General features: G+C 40.2%; 17 protein-coding genes and 1 tRNA gene. 10 read left to right on the top strand and 8 right to left on the bottom strand.

Annotation, left to right across the window (positions count from 1 at the left end; translation table 11 throughout):
* Positions 1-94: 94 nt before the first annotated feature.
* The 5 genes from MTF66_RS23950 to MTF66_RS23930 form a co-directional block, all read right to left on the bottom strand.
* On the bottom strand, positions 95-1,384 hold the full coding sequence (locus tag MTF66_RS23950) for an ATP-binding protein (protein ID WP_138622124.1): 1,290 nt from the start codon (positions 1,382-1,384) through the stop codon (positions 95-97).
* 86 nt (positions 1,385-1,470) lie between these two features.
* Positions 1,471-2,175, bottom strand: coding sequence for a response regulator transcription factor (locus tag MTF66_RS23945; protein WP_138622122.1), 705 nt, complete (start codon positions 2,173-2,175; stop codon positions 1,471-1,473).
* A gap of 41 nt (positions 2,176-2,216) precedes the next feature.
* The gene (locus MTF66_RS23940; protein WP_010387996.1) at positions 2,217-2,603 is read right to left on the bottom strand and encodes a DUF3019 domain-containing protein; all 387 of its coding nucleotides are present in this window, start codon (positions 2,601-2,603) and stop codon (positions 2,217-2,219) included.
* Positions 2,593-3,450 (bottom strand): MipA/OmpV family protein, encoded by an 858-nt coding sequence (locus tag MTF66_RS23935; protein WP_010387997.1) that lies wholly within the window; start codon positions 3,448-3,450, stop codon positions 2,593-2,595. The genes MTF66_RS23940 and MTF66_RS23935 overlap by 11 nt, the downstream gene beginning before the upstream one ends.
* Before the next feature lie 93 nt (positions 3,451-3,543).
* Positions 3,544-4,353, bottom strand: a complete 810-nt coding sequence (locus tag MTF66_RS23930) for a hypothetical protein (protein WP_010387998.1) — start codon at positions 4,351-4,353, stop codon at positions 3,544-3,546.
* Between the two features lie 115 nt (positions 4,354-4,468).
* Here MTF66_RS23930 and MTF66_RS23925 point away from each other — a divergent pair, with 115 nt between their 5' ends.
* Positions 4,469-5,623 carry a serine hydrolase gene (locus MTF66_RS23925; RefSeq protein ID WP_054201683.1) on the top strand — a complete coding sequence of 385 codons (1,155 nt, stop codon included), beginning with the start codon at positions 4,469-4,471 and terminating at the stop codon, positions 5,621-5,623.
* On the top strand, positions 5,620-6,111 hold the full coding sequence (locus tag MTF66_RS23920; RefSeq protein WP_138622119.1) for a histidine phosphatase family protein: 492 nt from the start codon (positions 5,620-5,622) through the stop codon (positions 6,109-6,111). Before MTF66_RS23925 ends, MTF66_RS23920 begins: the two co-directional genes overlap by 4 nt.
* A gap of 57 nt (positions 6,112-6,168) precedes the next feature.
* Here MTF66_RS23920 and yhbY read toward each other — a convergent pair whose 3' ends face one another.
* Positions 6,169-6,465, bottom strand: coding sequence for a ribosome assembly RNA-binding protein YhbY (gene yhbY, locus MTF66_RS23915; RefSeq protein ID WP_008112687.1), 297 nt, complete (start codon positions 6,463-6,465; stop codon positions 6,169-6,171).
* A gap of 88 nt (positions 6,466-6,553) precedes the next feature.
* Between yhbY and rlmE the strand changes: the two genes are divergently transcribed.
* From rlmE to MTF66_RS23875, 8 genes are all read left to right on the top strand, one after another.
* On the top strand, positions 6,554-7,183 hold the full coding sequence (gene rlmE, locus MTF66_RS23910) for a 23S rRNA (uridine(2552)-2'-O)-methyltransferase RlmE (RefSeq protein WP_010388002.1): 630 nt from the start codon (positions 6,554-6,556) through the stop codon (positions 7,181-7,183).
* Positions 7,184-7,249: 66 nt separating this feature from the next.
* Positions 7,250-9,223 (top strand): ATP-dependent zinc metalloprotease FtsH, encoded by a 1,974-nt coding sequence (gene ftsH, locus MTF66_RS23905; RefSeq protein WP_041709666.1) that lies wholly within the window; start codon positions 7,250-7,252, stop codon positions 9,221-9,223.
* A gap of 211 nt (positions 9,224-9,434) precedes the next feature.
* Complete coding sequence (folP, locus tag MTF66_RS23900) at positions 9,435-10,280, top strand: dihydropteroate synthase (protein ID WP_248528946.1); 846 nt, start codon at positions 9,435-9,437, stop codon at positions 10,278-10,280.
* Entirely contained in the window at positions 10,281-11,630 is a 1,350-nt protein-coding gene (glmM, locus tag MTF66_RS23895) for a phosphoglucosamine mutase (protein ID WP_138622115.1), read from the top strand.
* Between the two features lie 72 nt (positions 11,631-11,702).
* A complete protein-coding gene (gene tpiA, locus MTF66_RS23890; protein ID WP_138622113.1) occupies positions 11,703-12,452 on the top strand; it encodes a triose-phosphate isomerase in 750 nt (249 codons plus the stop codon).
* Between the two features lies 1 nt (position 12,453).
* Complete coding sequence (gene secG / locus MTF66_RS23885; RefSeq protein WP_010388009.1) at positions 12,454-12,807, top strand: preprotein translocase subunit SecG; 354 nt, start codon at positions 12,454-12,456, stop codon at positions 12,805-12,807.
* Between the two features lie 76 nt (positions 12,808-12,883).
* Positions 12,884-12,968, top strand: a tRNA-Leu gene (locus MTF66_RS23880).
* A gap of 250 nt (positions 12,969-13,218) precedes the next feature.
* A complete protein-coding gene (locus MTF66_RS23875; protein ID WP_054201677.1) occupies positions 13,219-14,847 on the top strand; it encodes a methyl-accepting chemotaxis protein in 1,629 nt (542 codons plus the stop codon).
* A gap of 105 nt (positions 14,848-14,952) precedes the next feature.
* Here the strand turns inward: MTF66_RS23875 and MTF66_RS23870 are convergent, their stop codons facing one another.
* Both MTF66_RS23870 and MTF66_RS23865 read right to left on the bottom strand, forming a co-directional pair.
* A complete protein-coding gene (locus tag MTF66_RS23870) occupies positions 14,953-15,360 on the bottom strand; it encodes a phosphate ABC transporter substrate-binding protein (protein WP_010388011.1) in 408 nt (135 codons plus the stop codon).
* A gap of 12 nt (positions 15,361-15,372) precedes the next feature.
* Positions 15,373-16,518, bottom strand: coding sequence for a porin (locus MTF66_RS23865; RefSeq protein ID WP_138622111.1), 1,146 nt, complete (start codon positions 16,516-16,518; stop codon positions 15,373-15,375).
* Between the last annotated feature and the right edge of the window lie 60 nt (positions 16,519-16,578).

The raw sequence follows: 16,578 nt of genomic DNA, 5'->3' as shown, positions 1-16,578 counted from the left end.
TTTCAGATATAAATAACACGTGCATTTTTTGATTATAAATAGCACGATTTCTTTAATTATATTGCGTTAGTTAGAACGGATGGTACTTGTTTAATTAATATCTAAACCGCGCAATCGTAAGTGTAAAGCAGGCCCCACCAAGGTGCTCACTTTTACTCACTTTTACCGAGCCATGATGCCAATCGGCTACTTTGGCAACGATAGCCAATCCTAACCCGTAACTGTTGTCACTGCGATTACGGTGGCTGCGCTCACGAAAGAACGGGCTAAATACTTTTTGATTGTTTTCTTGAGCTATACCTGGGCCATCATCGGCAATGCTGATGACTAGAGTGTGCTCTTGTAGCGAGGCGGTTACTTTAATGTGATGATGTGCAAAATCGCAGGCATTATTAATTAAGTTTGCGATCGCTCTTGCTAGCCAATGTAAGTCAGCAAAAATAGTATGATCATCACATTCTAAAGAAATATTAAGCGAACGTGCGGTTATTCTTGGTTCAAGCTGCAGCACAATATCACTTAGATATTGTTTAAGGTTTGCTGATGAGTAAGTAAGTTTATTGGCATTTTGTTCCAAAGTAGCAAATGCTAAGTAGCTTTTTAACATTGACTCCATATGATCCAAATCGGTTTCCATACGGGTTAGGTAATGCTTTATTTTGCTCTCATCATGGCTATCAAGTGCAGCGTCAACACCAAAGCGTAAGCATGCTATTGGGGTTCTTATATCATGGGACAGGCTTGAGGCCATCAGTTTATTTTCAGCAACTAACTTTTCAATTTGACTTGCCATGCGGTTAAAGGTCAGTTCCACATCTTTTATATAGGTAAAGCGAGAGGGCTTAATTCGGGCTTTAACATTACCGGATGCGAACTGTTTTGCCGCATCATTTAATACTGTAAGACGTTTTGCTAAAGGGGTAATAATAAAGCCCATAAAAACACATAAGCCAGTATAAAATAACAAAGTTAAAATTATGTCGTTTCGCTGTATGTTCTCATAAGGTTTATCTAAACGCATGGTTAAATGGTAAGGGCTTAATGCATCATTAGTGTAGAGCATGTAAAAGCCTTGCTCGTCCTCAAGTATTAACCCGCCTTGAGTTTGCATTTTATCTAATAGCGCTGATGGTAATGCTAGCGACTGATTTAATTTGTAGTTAAGAGTCAGGTTAAAATCTTTGGCTAACTTAGTTACCTGTTCTGGTCGTGCCTGTGGCTTTATAGCTGTGAGCTGTTTACTTAACCCGACAATAATCTGGCTTTGAACGCTAAACTCATCCAAAGGTGCATGTGCTTGTTGGCTAAATGCATCAATAAGCCAACCTAAAACAATAATTGAAAGCAGCGCACTGCCTAGTAGTGAAATATAAAACTTTTTCATTGATGCTATTCCATAATAGGCTGGGTGTATTGAAGTGACTTTTATTATTGTCGCGCTTATTATTTTAAGCGCTCAGGCATTAAAACTTACCACGCTGTAGTCACAAACAAATAACCACGCCCCCAAATAGTTTTTATTTTTTCTGGTTTTTGCGGATCATCATTAAACTTTTTACGCAAAGCAGAAATAAGCACATCAACGCTTCTATCTAGGCCGTCATACTCTCTACCTTTGGTTGCTTTAAACACCGCATCACGTGATACAACCTGCCCAGCGTTGCTCGCTAAATAATGCAGTAATAAATACTCTGCGCTTGAAATATTCACATCTTGTTGGTTGAGTGTAACGTTACGAGATTCGGTATCAATACTTAATTGACCAATATTGATCATGCTCTCTTGAGCATCAGTTTTAGGCGTGTCACTGCTATAGCGTAAAGCCGACTTAATACGAGCAAGCAGTGCACGAGGGCGAACAGGTTTTATAATGTAATCTGTGGCACCGACTTCAAGCCCAATGACCTCATCCATTTCTTCATCTCGTGCGGTGAGCATAATTATAGGAGCTTGATAAAAGCTGCGTAACTCACGGCATACACTAATACCATCAAGACCTGGTAACATAATATCGAGTAAAATAAGTTGTGGGTTTAAATGCTTTACTTGGCTTATAACTTCATCACCGCGATGACATACATGCACAATATAACCTTGCTCAGTTAAATACTCAGTTACCCATTGTGCAAGAGAGATATCATCTTCAACCAGTAGAATAGTACCGTAATTATCCATAAGCTTTCTTCGTATACCTGAATGATGTTTATAGTGTGTGGCTAAAATAACCGCCAACGCCGCTTTTTTTGTCTATTTTGATACACCCATTGTAGTTTAACTTCGCTTACAGCAATCACTTGCGATGTATTACTATCAAACAGCTCAAATGAAATGCTCTGGGTTGAATCAAAGGCGTAATTAAGTGAGCCTTGTCGCTGTTTAAGCCAGCACTGCATAATGTATTTTGAGGTCGCATCGCGTAAACAATAATTTCCTACCTCTGGTTGCTGCCATGATAAGACAACATCGGCATAACATTGACGCCCTTCACGTAAGGCTACACAGGTATCGGGAACGGCAGTAAGTTCACTGGGTGGTTGTGTAGTGGCTGCAAGCAAAGAGCCCGAATATGTAAACAACAAACAGTAAAAAAATCTAAAGTACATAACGCAGGCCTACCTTGGCTTTGTGTTGATATCCTTGGGAAATAATTGGGCTGTCTTCAATTTCTTTTGAAAACCATGTGGTTAACCAGCCTGCTAAAAATACCCAATCTTGATTGATGGGATATTCAGCATGAAATTCAAACATAATACTGGTACTGGCATCGGTACTATAAATAGGGCGTGCTGCGTTTGCTTCATCGCTATCAATACCAAAGTAATAGTTTGTAAAATCAGCAGAGTAGGCACTTAAGCCAATACCGGAGCGAAACTCCCAATTGCGCCAAGGTTGAATATGGCTGAAAAACACATTGGCAACCCAACCATTATGAGCACCGCTTATATCATGTAAATATTCAAATGAAATTTGTGAGTTTTCAAATCGGCGTGTTAATCGAAGGCCGGTGTCAAAATCATAGTTACGCTTTTTTATACCACGCAGTGGATCAATTATTCCGTCGTTATAAAAGCCTAAACCTTGTTCATCAAAACCTGCTTGAATGTTGGTGCCTAATAAATCAAGACCCCAATCATATTTGTTAATTAAGCTATAGCCTAAAACAAGTCCACCGCTGAGCTGATTATGGTCAAAATCTAGATAAAAATTATCGTAAGAAACTGCAATACTCAAATCTAGTTCTGCACCAACATCATAGGAGTTCATGCCAACTAAATAAGAGTCTTCAATGTAATAACCTGCGCCAGCGCTCCAATCCCAGGCAAAACCAGTGGTGGGTTCCAAAGTGTTATCGGCATAGTAACGATTACTGGCGCTGCTTTGGGCACTAAAAATAGCGGCAACTAATAAGGCCGCACAACCAAAAGACTGTTTAAGAGAAGTATACGTCATCCTTGGAACCTTAATTAGAGTTTGCTAAAAAGGGTAGTATATTGTCAAACTCTTAGCTAAATCTGTAAAAAAATGTAGCGGTCGTCCTAACAACTACTGAACTTTAATTTTATCAATAAGAATACTGCTTAAGTAAAATTGCATCATAGGTGTGAGAGCACTTATTTCAGTGCGTGTACATGGCCCATTTAATTTAGTTAAACGACTCAGTTTTGTAATGGTTTTATAAGCAGGGGCCGTTACTTCATTATTAAGCTCAGCTCGTTTAAGACGAGCCTGTTCGGTGTTGTGCTTGTGTATAAATGCAACAACTTCTAGCTCATTAGTGATCTTCTTTTCTTCGCTAAAGCTATAAACTAAAGGTTCACGATGAAAGCTTGCACTGTCAATTGATGATTTAGCAAACCACACCACATCGCCCGATGCTTTGTGAGTAAGTCGCATACTAACTTGGGCTAATATATTGGCGCATTGTTGGGACGGAAATTGCTGCGCTACTTTTGAAAACAGTGAATATGGCTTTTCTGGTTGTGCTAGGGTGTACTTGGCGTCATCTATAAATTCCAGATCAACTTGATGAATTGCTAACGTGTAATCGCTATTCTCGCTAGTGGTCACCTTAAGCTGTTTATCAATTAAGGCTTGGCTTATTTGAGAGACCAAAGTGTCGGTAACACTTGCACGGTCTACGATTACTCTAACAGTTTGATTTTTTTTCACGTTGTGGGCAGGTAATTGTACCGACTTCACTTTTGGTGAAGCATGCTCAGTTTCATATTTTAACTGATAAGTTTGGCTCTTAAGCATAGGCTTTGCAGGCATTGCTAAAGGCTCTGCGGGTTGTTTAACGACAGCACAACCTGACGCTGATATTATAAAAAGTGATACAACTAAAAAACGCATAAATATTTTACATCCACTCAAAAGCCATTAATCGGACATATTGTACGTTAGTCCGAGTAAAAGTTCATGATATTATAACGGTTGATTATGACTAAAAAAGAAAAATTAGCTAAGAATGAAGTATTTTAACACCTTACCCTTTTACTTTTTTGCCGTGCTCCTTATCGGGACGCATTTACAGGCGAGCGCAAGCACAGATCCTGATTGGGAAGCATTTGTTAAAAGTTATGGACGCTATACAGAAAAAAAACTAAAAATAAAAAAAATCCCAGGAGGGGCGCTATCCATTGTCAACTCACAAGCACGTGACTACATCCATACTATGGGCAATACAAAGGTGCGCGGTGGGCAAAAAATTAACCCGCACACTCGATTTCGTTTAGCCTCCGTATCGAAAACATTTGCAGGGTCGTTAGCGGCTAAACTCGCAAATGAACAGCGGCTCAACCTTTATTTACCTGTTAGTTATTATTTACCGGATTTTAAGCAAACTGACTATAAAGATGATTTAAAAGTTTTTCATATTTTAAGCCATTCTAGTGGGCTAGTTCCTAACGCTTACGATAATTTAATCGAATCGCGGATGGGTTATAAGGACATTGTTGAAAAACTATTGAGTGTTAAACCCATTTGTGACCCTGGTGATTGCTATGGCTATCAAAATGTAATGTTTAGCTTAATAGACGACGTAATTTTAAAAAGTACCAACAAAACCTATACCCAGTGGCTTAATGAGGCTTTTTTTACTCCCCTAGAAATGAATGATGCTAGTTTGGGTTACGATGCCATGGTGCAGGATAATAACTATGCACACCCTCACGTGCGTGGCAAAAAACGTTGGTATAGCGCCCGCTTAAAAAAGAATTATTATAAAGTTGCACCCGCGGCAGGGGTAAACGCCAGTGCGTCAGATATGGCTATTTGGTTAAATGCGCAATTAGGGCAATATCCATCGGTATTATCCTTAGATGCATTGGCCACGCAAACACGCCCTTATACTCATACTAAAAAAGAACGCTACAGACGAGTATGGCGAGAGCACATGAACGAAGCCTACTATGGGCTAGGCTGGCGTGTGTATGACTATGATGATGAAACGCTTTATTATCACAGTGGTTGGGTGCAAGGCTACCGCAGTGACTTAGTGGTTTTTCCGCACTTAAATGTAGGCTTTAGTTTGATTTTAAATGCAGAAACTGGGCTGATTAATGAGCTCACTACTGAATTCATAGACCGTTTATTGGCATACAAACGAGGCAAAAAACAATGAGCTCATTGATAAAATCAGCATGGGTAGCATTATTGTTACTCGTTTGCCACCCTGCTTTTTCTGCGCCTGAACAGCTTTATTTGTTTCGCCATAGTGAAAAACAAACAGGCAGTAATCCATATTTAACAGACCAAGGGCAGGCGCGTGCTGAGCATTTGGTTTCGCTAGTTAAAACCCATCCACACATTACGTTATACAGTAGTAATTATAACCGCACATTAAGCACTGCAGCGCCTTTAGCTAGGTATTTTAATATTAAAGTTATTACTTATAATGCTGCCGATTTAACGACATTGAAAAATCAGTTGTTGGCACAAGACGGCGTTGTGGTGGTTATAGGGCATAGTAACACCACGCCGCAATTAGCTTCGTTATTGAGTAACCAAACTATTGAGAATATGGATGAGGGGCAGTACGGGCACTATTACTCACTTAGTAGGCTTGAGCATGGCAGCTATAAAGCAAACTTGCGAATAATGGATTTTTAATCCATTTATAAAAAAAACCAGCCGCGGCTGGTTTTTTTATAGCTTTACAACGGGCTATTAGCCGCGAGGTAACTGAATTTTTTTCTCTGGGCTTTGACGGTAAAGCACAATCGTATGACCAATTGTTTGTAATTTGGTGGCCCCTGTTTCGCGAACAATGGCATCAAAAATAAGCTTTTTTGTTTCACGATCGTCAGTTGGCACTTTCACTTTAATTAATTCGTGAATTTCTAGTGCGCTTTGGATTTCAACTACTACGCCTTCGGTTAAACCGTTAGAACCTAGTAAAACTACAGGCTTAAGGCTATGTGCCTGGCCTTTTAAAAACTGCTTTTGTTTGTTTGATAATGTCATGATATTACAAATTTTGCTGAATATGGCTTGAATTAAGGGTATTCTAACGCCATCTAGAGAATATTACTAATTAGTTGCGTGTTAATTTATGACAAATAAAAAACAGTCAGCCAGTTCACAGCGTTGGCTTAAAGAACATTTTGATGATAAATATGTTCAAGAAGCGCAAAAAAAAGGCTGGCGCTCTCGAGCTGTTTTCAAATTAGACGAAATTCAAAACAGAGATAAGTTATTGCGTCCAGCAATGACAGTAGTAGATTTAGGCGCAGCTCCAGGGAGTTGGTCACAATACTTAGCAGAAAAAGTAGGTGACAAAGGTCAAGTGGTTGCGTGTGATATTTTACCTATGGATTCATTAGCGGGTGTTGACTTTTTACAAGGAGACTTTCGTGAAGAAGCTGTACTTGATGCGCTGTTAAAACGTATTGATGGTAAAAATGTAGATGTGGTATTGTCTGATATGGCACCTAACATGAGTGGTAATAACTCGGTTGATCAGGCGGGTAGCATGTACTTGGTTGAGCTTGCACTTGATATGTGTCACCAAGTTTTAAAGAAAAATGGCGCGTTTATTGTTAAAGTATTCCAAGGTGAAGGCTTTGATCAGTATTTGCAAGATGTACGTAATAGTTTTAAAGCAGTGAAGATACGTAAACCGGATGCCTCGCGTCCCCGTTCTCGGGAAGTATATATAGTAGCGACTGGATACAAACTGTAGTACAGTTGCTTGGCGTTTAGTTGAATTTAAATTAATTGGATACAAGAGGTTAACCCCTTGAGCGATATGGCGAAAAATCTAATACTCTGGCTGGTTATTGCAGTTGTGCTTATGTCAGTATTTCAGAGCTTTAATGGCGGCGATCAAGTTGATCGTCAAACAAGTTACAGTCAATTTGTTAAAGATGCCCGTAGTGGCTCTATACAAGAAGTGTCTATTGAAAGTGGCAGTGGCACAATTACTGGCATAAAAAATAGTGGCGAGCGTTTTCAAACGATTATGCCGATTTATGATAAAGATATTTTAAATGATTTGTTAAAAAGCGATGTAAATGTCAAAGGTGTAAAACCTGAGGAACAATCGTTTTTAGCAAGCATTTTCATTTCTTGGTTCCCTATGATACTGCTAATTGGTGTGTGGATTTTCTTCATGCGTCAGATGCAAGGTGGCGGTGGCAAAGGCGCCATGTCATTTGGTAAAAGTAAAGCCCGCTTAATGAGTGAAGATCAAGTTAAAACGACCTTTGCTGATGTAGCTGGTTGTGATGAAGCCAAAGACGATGTAACCGAGCTGGTGGACTTTTTACGTGATCCTTCTAAATTTCAAAAATTAGGCGGTAGTATTCCTAAGGGCGTACTTATGGTTGGTCCTCCAGGTACAGGTAAAACATTACTTGCGAAGGCGGTTGCCGGTGAAGCAAAAGTACCGTTTTTTACTATTTCAGGTTCCGATTTTGTTGAAATGTTTGTGGGTGTTGGTGCATCACGTGTACGTGACATGTTCGAACAAGCTAAAAAAGCAGCGCCTTGTATCATCTTCATCGATGAAATCGACGCAGTAGGTCGTAAGCGTGGCGCAGGTATGGGCGGCGGTCATGATGAACGTGAGCAAACGCTTAACCAAATGCTAGTTGAGATGGATGGCTTTGAAGGCAATGAAGGTATTATTGTTATTGCTGCGACTAACCGTCCGGATGTTCTAGATCCAGCATTACTTCGCCCTGGTCGTTTTGACCGTCAAGTTGTGGTTGGTTTACCAGATATTCGTGGTCGTGAGCAAATTCTAAAAGTACACATGCGTAAAGTACCGTTAGGTGATAACGTTGAAGCGGCAGTGATTGCTCGTGGTACACCTGGTTTCTCAGGTGCTGATCTTGCTAACTTAGTGAATGAAGCGGCTCTTTATGCAGCACGTGGTAATAAACGTGTTGTTAGTATGGCTGAATTTGACGCTGCAAAAGATAAGATCATGATGGGTGCTGAACGCAAGACCATGGTGATGAGTGAGCAAGAAAAAGAAATGACTGCTTACCATGAAGCAGGCCATGCCATTGTTGGTCGTATGGTGCCTGAGCACGATCCGGTTTATAAAGTATCTATTATTCCACGTGGCCGTGCGCTAGGTGTGACAATGTATTTACCAGAGCAAGACCGTGTTAGTCATTCTAAAGAGCTACTTGAGTCTATGATCTCTAGCCTCTATGGTGGCCGTATTGCAGAAGCCATTATTTATGGTGAAGACAAAGTAACTACAGGTGCAAGTAACGATATCGAACGTGCAACTGACATTGCTCGCAAAATGGTTACACAATGGGGTTTAAGCGAAAAGCTAGGTCCATTACTTTATGCTGAAGATCAAAACGAAATGTACATGGGTGGCGGCGGTGGTCGTTCTATGAGCATGTCGGACGAAACAGCTAAAGTAATTGATGCAGAAGTACGTTTGTTCTCAGACCGCAACTATCAACGTGCAGAATCAATACTGAAAGAAAATATTGATATTTTACACGCAATGAAAGATGCACTGATGAAGTATGAAACTATCGATGCGAAACAGATTGATGATTTAATGGCGCGTCAGCCAGTACGTGAACCACGTGATGCGCATGACCGTCATGAAGCTAAACCTGAAAAGGAAGATGTTTCTAAAGATAAAGCAGTTGATGAAATACAAAAACCAACTAGCGAATCTAAAAACGACGACTCTAAACAAGATGACTCTAAAAAAGATGAAACAAACCTTGATGATAAAGCGGAATAATCGTTAAAATAACGTATCCAAAAGCCCCGAAGTTCGGGGCTTTTTTGTATCAGTTTGCTGTAATTAATAAATTATACCAATGCGCTTAATAAAGTTAGCTACTTTGGATAGGAAAGCCGTGCCTTGTTACCGTCCGACTTTCCTCGCTTAAAATGGTTAAGTATCATAACGAGTTGGTATTACACTGCAGAAACATATTTTAGGGTTAGCGATGAATAATAAAATTAACCTTGCACGTGGTCGAGTGCTTGAACTCAGCGAACCCGTTATTATGGGGATAGTAAACGTTACTCCTGATTCATTTTCAGATGGAGGCCAGTTTTTTAATACAACAGCAGCACTCAATCATGCGATGCAGTTACTTGATGAGGGAGCGACTATTTTAGATATCGGTGGTGAATCTACACGCCCGGGTGCTCCCGATGTCAGCCTTGAAGATGAACTACAACGCGTTATCCCACTTATTAATGCTATTCGTGAGCAAAGTGATTGCGTTATTTCAATCGATACCAGTAAAGCTGAAGTCATGCGTCAAGCCATTGAAGCAGGTGCCGATATTGTTAATGATGTGCGAGCACTGCAAGAGCCTGGTGCAATAGAGGTGGTTGCTCAATATCCTGACGTAGTCGTGTGCTTAATGCATATGCAAGGACAACCGCGAAGTATGCAAAACGCTCCTCACTATGATGATTTAGCAAGCGAGATAAATGATTTTTTTAACCAGCGTATCGCCGCATGCGAAGCTGCTGGTATAAAACAAAGCCAGTTAATATTAGACCCTGGTTTTGGATTTGGAAAAACACTTAAACACAATTATCAAATATTGGCTCAATTTAATGACTATGCGCAGCTTGGCTTACCGCTGCTTGCGGGGTTATCACGTAAGTCAATGATTGGTAATTTACTCAACAGAGATACAAAAGGTAGATTAGCAGGCAGCTTAGCTGGCGCATTAATAGCTGCACAAAACGGTGCGCATATTATCCGTGTGCATGATGTAAAAGAAACCGCAGACGTGCTTGGCGTATATCAAGCCTGCAAACAAGGAGTACTTTAAATGAAAGAAAGAAAATATTTTGGCACAGACGGTGTGCGTGGTTTAGTAGGTCAAGGGCCTATAAATCCTGAGTTTGCAATGAAATTAGGTTGGGCTGCAGGGCGTGTATTATCACAACATGGCACAAAAAAAGTCATTATTGGTAAAGATACTCGTATTTCTGGTTACATGCTTGAAACTGCATTAGAGTCTGGTCTAATTGCTGCCGGCATTGATGTTATTTTACTCGGCCCTATGCCAACGCCTGCCGTTGCTTATTTAGCGCAAACGTTTCGCGCAGAAGCGGGTATTGTGATCAGCGCATCCCATAATCCTTATTACGATAACGGCATTAAGTTTTTTAATGGCCAAGGCCTAAAGCTAGATGATGTTGTAGAGCTGCAAATTGAAGCCATGCTTGACGAACCAATGACCTGTGTAGCCTCTGATAAGCTAGGTAAAGCAACACGCTTATCTAGCGCTGATGGCCGTTATATAGAGTTTTGTAAAAGTCAGTTTCCACAAGGCTTATCACTTGAAGGGCTAAAAATAGTTTTAGATTGCGCCAACGGTGCAACCTACCACATAGCACCTTCAGTTATGCGAGAGCTTGGTGCTGAGGTGATCACCCATGCGTGTGAGCCAAATGGGGTTAATATTAACCATGAATGTGGTGCAACTCACGTAGATACACTAAAGCAAAAAGTACTTGAGCATAAAGCAGATGTAGGTATCGCTTATGATGGCGATGGCGACCGGGTGATGATGGTTGATCATAATGGCCGCGTATTTGATGGTGATGATTTAGTTTACATTATTGCTTGCCAAGCCGCTCAAGATGACAACCTAGGTGGCGGAGTTGTTGGTACTGTAATGTCGAATATAGGTCTTGAAAATGCGTTAAAAGCCAAAAATATTGCTTTTGCTCGTAGCAAAGTGGGTGACCGTTATGTGATGGAACTACTGCAGCAAAAAGGCTGGAAAATAGGCGGCGAAAGCTCAGGTCATGTTTTAAATCTAGATTTGATTAGCACTGGCGATGGCATCATTTCAAGCTTACAAGTACTTGCTGCTATGGTAGCTCAAAACCGTACACTTCAAGATTTAGGCGCTGGATTTACTAAGTACCCAATGAAAATGATTAATGTGCGATACACTGCTGGTACCGATCCAACCCAAGCACCAGAAGTGCTTGCTATTGTGGCTGAAGTAGAGCAAAGCTTAGCAGATAAAGGCCGTGTATTACTTCGTAAGTCAGGTACTGAACCTGTTGTACGAGTGATGGTTGAAGCGGAACAAGAAAAAATAGTTATCGATAGCGCTCAGAAAATAGCAGCGGTTGTCGAATCTATGAGCAAACAAACTGATTGATAACAATAACCTCTTGTAACTTTGGGCGAGTCGAGTTAATATCTCGCCCGCTTTCTAATGTGGAGTGGAAAAATGGCAACACGCAAGGCGATGGTCGCAGGCAATTGGAAAATGAATGGTTCATTAGAACTCGTTGAGCAACTGTCTGATGCTATTAACAATGTTAAATCTTCTGAAGTAAACATTGTTTTATTTCCTCCGTTTCCACTGATATCAGCAATGATTGCAAGTGGTGTAACTACTGGGACACAAACAGTTTCAGAGAATACGCCAGGTGCCTTTACTGGTGAAGTAGATGCCCAGTTGGTAAAACAGCTAGGTGCAAAATATGTATTGGTCGGTCATTCAGAGCGCCGCAGTATATACAAAGAAAGTAACGATACCGTAGCCGCAAAATTTGCTCGCGCCCAACAAGTAGGTTTAACACCCATATTATGCGTAGGTGAGAGTGAAACAGAGCAAGAAAACGGGAAAACAGAACAGGTAGTTGCTGCGCAGATTGACGCAGTAATTAACAAATTAGGTGTAGCAGCACTGAAAGAATCTGTGATAGCATATGAGCCCGTTTGGGCTATAGGCACAGGTAAGACTGCATCGCCTGAACAGGCACAAAGTGTTCACAAATTTATCCGTGACAAAATTGCTTCACAAGACAGCGATTTAGCACAAGGGCTAACCATCTTATATGGTGGTAGCGTAAATGAAAAAAATAGCGAATTATTATTTGCACAAACAGATATAGACGGCGGCCTAATTGGTGGCGCAAGTCTAAAAGCAGAATCATTTACTGCTATCTGCAATAGTGCAAAAGGGACCGTATAAGATGTACGAAATTTTACTAGTAGTGTATTTAATTGTAGCTCTAGCGCTTGTTGGTATGGTTTTGATCCAGCAAGGTAAAGGTGCTGACATGGGCTCATCATTTGGTGCAGGCGCATCGTCTACTGTTTTTGGTTCTTCTGGAGCCGGTAACTTTATGACGAAAACGACAACAACTCTGGCAACTATCTTTTTTGTGTTAAGTATTGTTTTAGGTAACCTAACTGCCGGTCAAATCAAAAAGACTGACGAATGGGAAAACTTAGAAGCGGCTCCAGCTGTTGAAACTGTAACGCCAGTTGAAGAAGATGTTCCAGTAACATCAACTAAAGAGCAAAGCTCTGACGTACCAAATTAATTAGTTTAAATTGTTAAGTTGCTCTCTTTCCTCAAGTTAGCTTTAAGACTTAACGCTAAGCAATAGCTTAAAAAATGCGGATGTGGTGGAATTGGTAGACACGCTACCTTGAGGGGGTAGTGCTTTCGGGCGTGGGGGTTCAAGTCCCCCCATCCGCACCAAATATAAAAACCAGTAACAGCAATGTTACTGGTTTTTTTGTGCCTAAAATTTAAAATATTAAACAACTCTTTTTGGATTAATGTTGAACATTGAGTAGAACACTCTATATTTCAATTGTAAGTGTTTATGAAAGAATACTACTGTATATTTAACTTTATGTATAAAAAGCATCAAAAGTTAAAAATAAAGTTAACATTTTTGTATCTTAAGCCGATAATAACTATAGATAATTAAACGGGGTAAATTAATATGGCTTCAGGTTTCTCTTTTAAAAACCTCAGCATTACTAAAAAAATACATGCAATTACATCTATAGCGATAATCGCATTCTTAGTAATTGTTTTGGTTAATTACTTTGCTATGAACGAAAATCGCATATCACTTGATGAAATGGAGAAATCTTCTTATAAAGTTGCCAAATTAACCTTGGCTAATGTAAGCATTTTAGAAAAGTTAGATGAGTTATATACTCAGGCTGTAACGTTTGGCGAGCAAGATTTAGTAACAAAAGCGAGTGAAACTTACCAGCAGCTCATCATGAATATAGACGCAATAGAAACAATTAATGCATCTTATATTAATAGCGACACAAAAACGCGACTGACTAATTATGAGAAAATATCTGCAACGATTGCCAACGGTATGGTTAATGGCACGGCTGATTTTAGTAAAATACAACAACAGGCTCAGCTTAAAACAAGCCTTTATGAAGCTGTTTTAACTAGCTTTAAAAGTGCGCAGCAAAAAGCAGATGATCGCTTCTTCCAGCTTGTTGCTAATACAAAAGCACGCTCAGATGATGCACTTAACTTAATGCTGGTTGTTGCGGTTGTATCATTAACACTGTTGTTGCTTATGGCTATTTGGATTGCACGTAATATTGGTTCATCAGCCAGTGATGCCGCTAATAACCTGAGTCTTTTAGCAAGTGGTAAAGGGTCATTAAGTACAAAGCTTGCCGTTAACTCTGAAGATGAAATAGGTCAGGTATCAATAAACTTTAATGCATTCATTAGCTTGCTTAGAGAAACAGTTTTAGAAGTCATCGCGGTATGTGAACCGTTAATGGAAAACTCAACCCGTCTTGTACAGGGAATGGAGCGAGCTGAGCGAGCAACCACTAAGCAAACTACCGATGCCGATGTTGTTAAACAGTCTATGGAAGAGATGAAGCAAAGTGTTGGCGATATTTCACAATCAGCAGCAAGCGCGTCTAATGCCGTGCAAACAGCAGAAAAAGAAGTAGATCAAAGCCGTGCTCAAGTAAAAATGTCTGTTAACGCATCGCGCACTCTAAGCGATGAAATTAATATAGCGGCCAACACCATTAATAAGTTAGCCGATGACACTAAAAATGTATCGCAAATACTAAATGTGATTACATCCATTGCCGAGCAAACAAACTTATTAGCCCTAAATGCCGCAATAGAAGCTGCACGCGCGGGTGAACATGGGCGAGGCTTTGCTGTGGTTGCTGATGAAGTCCGTGAGCTTGCATCACGCACTGCACAGTCAACCAATGAAATTCGTGAGTTATTAAGTACGCTAAGTGTCGCTGCCAATGAATCTGTGACGGCTATGACCTCTGCAAGAGATATGGCAACCGATAATGCCAGTGCAGCAGAGCAAACCGGTGTTTCGATTGAAAAAATAGCCGAGCAAATACTAGAAATTAATGGTATGAACTCGCAAATTGCAGCAGCAACTGAAGAGCAAACCTCAGTAGCCGCAATGGTTGTAGACAACGTATCTAATATGCATGTTTCATTTGAAGATACGATGAGCTCACTCAAAGCCGTAAGAGATGTGGCTAAAAACTTACATTACCTTTCAGATAACTTATTAGATGCAACTGCTAAGTTTAAAATTGATGAATAGTCGTTAAGGCGATATTTTAATGTTTTATTAAGGTTGTAAATAATAGGCATAAAAAAGCCCGCAATAAAGTATTTATTGCGGGCTTTTTATTTTTAATTTAGCAGATTAATACTTGCCTACTACTTTGACTTTATCACTTGCTTTAGCGCTATCAATATAGCCAATCGCATCTGTATTAGCAGCTACAAAATCAATCACGGCTTGGTCATTATCCAGTTTACCTGGAGGTGTGCCTTTACCAGTAAAAACCAGCTTTGACCAATAAGCATTTAACTGGCTGCCTGACTTACCAACAAGCTTGTCGTTAAATTCATCAGCTACCGCAGTACCATTTTGGTTAACAGGGTTTACTTTGGTGCCATCAGCAAACGATTTGCTCTTGCCAAGGTATATTTTTTTAATATCGTCTTGGCTTACTGCATTGGCATTCGCTGGGTTAACGATTACTGCAACTTCAGCAAATGCTGCAGTACTACATAGTGTTAACATACTGGCTAAAATTAATTTCTTCATCATTCGCTCCAATTAAAATACTAAATCAACGCCAACGGCAACTACGTCAGTTTCAGTATTTGAGATATCATCTTTTAGGCGGCTAAAGTCTACTTTAAAGGCAGCCATTGGGTGGAAGTCATAACGAGCACCAATCGTGTATACATTACTCTTAGCTTTAGAGCCTTCCAAAACTTGGTTAAGCCCAGCATTTAACTGCGGTACATTTGGTAGTGCATTATAACGATTACTATCATGCTCATCATCGTTGTTTTCATAGGTTAAATGAACAAGCCAGTCGTCCATACGGTAGCCTAAAGATGTGTAATATTGAGTTTGCTTAGCGAGCGCACTGTTATCTACTTCAAACTGTGTGTATTCAGCGTCGAACAAGATATTGTTGTAATCAATTGAAAAGCCAAGTGCTAAAAATGCACCATCGTCTTCGTCAATAGCAATACTGTTTGCTTGATCAACAAAACCTGAGTTACGAAGGGCTTGTTCTAAGCCATTAAGCGCCATACCTTCGGCCGTATCATTTTCAATCTCAATACTTGTTTCAGCAACAAAGTAAGCAGCGCGAGCACTGAACCAATCGTAACTCAATGTCCAGTTTAACCCTGCAATGTCGTTAAGCTCGGTATCACCGTTAACAGATACTACGGCAATGTTATCATCGAAGCTGCCGTAAATAACCTGAAGAGTAGAGTCCCAATCACCAAGTTGAGTTGTATGTAATAAGCTTAGGCCTTCATAGGTTGAAAACGGTAAGTTATATACAGACTGAGGTGGGCGCACCCAGCGGTAGGTATAGCCAACATCTAAAAAGTCAGAGTAGCGATAAAAAGGTGCACGCATTTTACCAGCACTGATTTGTAATTCGTCAGATATCTCATAAGTTAAGTATGCCCATTCAAAGTCGGCGTCAAAATCATTTTCGCCGCGAGCCACTATCTGCGCTGTAGCGGATAGCTTCTCTTGCAGGTCAGCGGTTAGCTGAAGAGCAAACACGCTTTCATTTTTAAATGAAATATCATCATCATATCCATATAACGTTTGATCACTATCGAGCGACTTACCACCGACAATAGAAGCAAACCCATTAATACGAACTTCAGCACTCGCGTTACTTGTGGCAAGTGCGCAACAAATTGCTACTGCTACAGATAGTTTTTTCATTGTGTATCCTATTTAATTTCATGTGTATCCCGCTGCAGTATAAGATGAGTATTAACTTTT

The organism is Pseudoalteromonas sp. 2CM39R (assembly GCF_023161845.1).
This window is presented reverse-complemented; position numbering and strand designations above follow the sequence as displayed.

Coding starts and splice junctions, on each gene's coding strand:
- MTF66_RS23945 (WP_138622122.1), bottom strand. CDS start 2,175: ATGGATAATTACGGTACTATTCTACTGGTTGAAGATGATATCTCTCTT.
- glmM (WP_138622115.1), top strand. CDS start 10,281: ATGAAAGAAAGAAAATATTTTGGCACAGACGGTGTGCGTGGTTTAGTA.
- tpiA (WP_138622113.1), top strand. CDS start 11,703: ATGGCAACACGCAAGGCGATGGTCGCAGGCAATTGGAAAATGAATGGT.
- MTF66_RS23920 (WP_138622119.1), top strand. CDS start 5,620: ATGAGCTCATTGATAAAATCAGCATGGGTAGCATTATTGTTACTCGTT.
- MTF66_RS23935 (WP_010387997.1), bottom strand. CDS start 3,450: ATGACGTATACTTCTCTTAAACAGTCTTTTGGTTGTGCGGCCTTATTA.
- rlmE (WP_010388002.1), top strand. CDS start 6,554: ATGACAAATAAAAAACAGTCAGCCAGTTCACAGCGTTGGCTTAAAGAA.
- MTF66_RS23870 (WP_010388011.1), bottom strand. CDS start 15,360: ATGAAGAAATTAATTTTAGCCAGTATGTTAACACTATGTAGTACTGCA.
- MTF66_RS23875 (WP_054201677.1), top strand. CDS start 13,219: ATGGCTTCAGGTTTCTCTTTTAAAAACCTCAGCATTACTAAAAAAATA.
- yhbY (WP_008112687.1), bottom strand. CDS start 6,465: ATGACATTATCAAACAAACAAAAGCAGTTTTTAAAAGGCCAGGCACAT.
- MTF66_RS23925 (WP_054201683.1), top strand. CDS start 4,469: ATGAAGTATTTTAACACCTTACCCTTTTACTTTTTTGCCGTGCTCCTT.
- MTF66_RS23940 (WP_010387996.1), bottom strand. CDS start 2,603: ATGTACTTTAGATTTTTTTACTGTTTGTTGTTTACATATTCGGGCTCT.
- MTF66_RS23930 (WP_010387998.1), bottom strand. CDS start 4,353: ATGCGTTTTTTAGTTGTATCACTTTTTATAATATCAGCGTCAGGTTGT.
- MTF66_RS23950 (WP_138622124.1), bottom strand. CDS start 1,384: ATGAAAAAGTTTTATATTTCACTACTAGGCAGTGCGCTGCTTTCAATT.
- folP (WP_248528946.1), top strand. CDS start 9,435: ATGAATAATAAAATTAACCTTGCACGTGGTCGAGTGCTTGAACTCAGC.
- secG (WP_010388009.1), top strand. CDS start 12,454: ATGTACGAAATTTTACTAGTAGTGTATTTAATTGTAGCTCTAGCGCTT.
- ftsH (WP_041709666.1), top strand. CDS start 7,250: ATGGCGAAAAATCTAATACTCTGGCTGGTTATTGCAGTTGTGCTTATG.
- MTF66_RS23865 (WP_138622111.1), bottom strand. CDS start 16,518: ATGAAAAAACTATCTGTAGCAGTAGCAATTTGTTGCGCACTTGCCACA.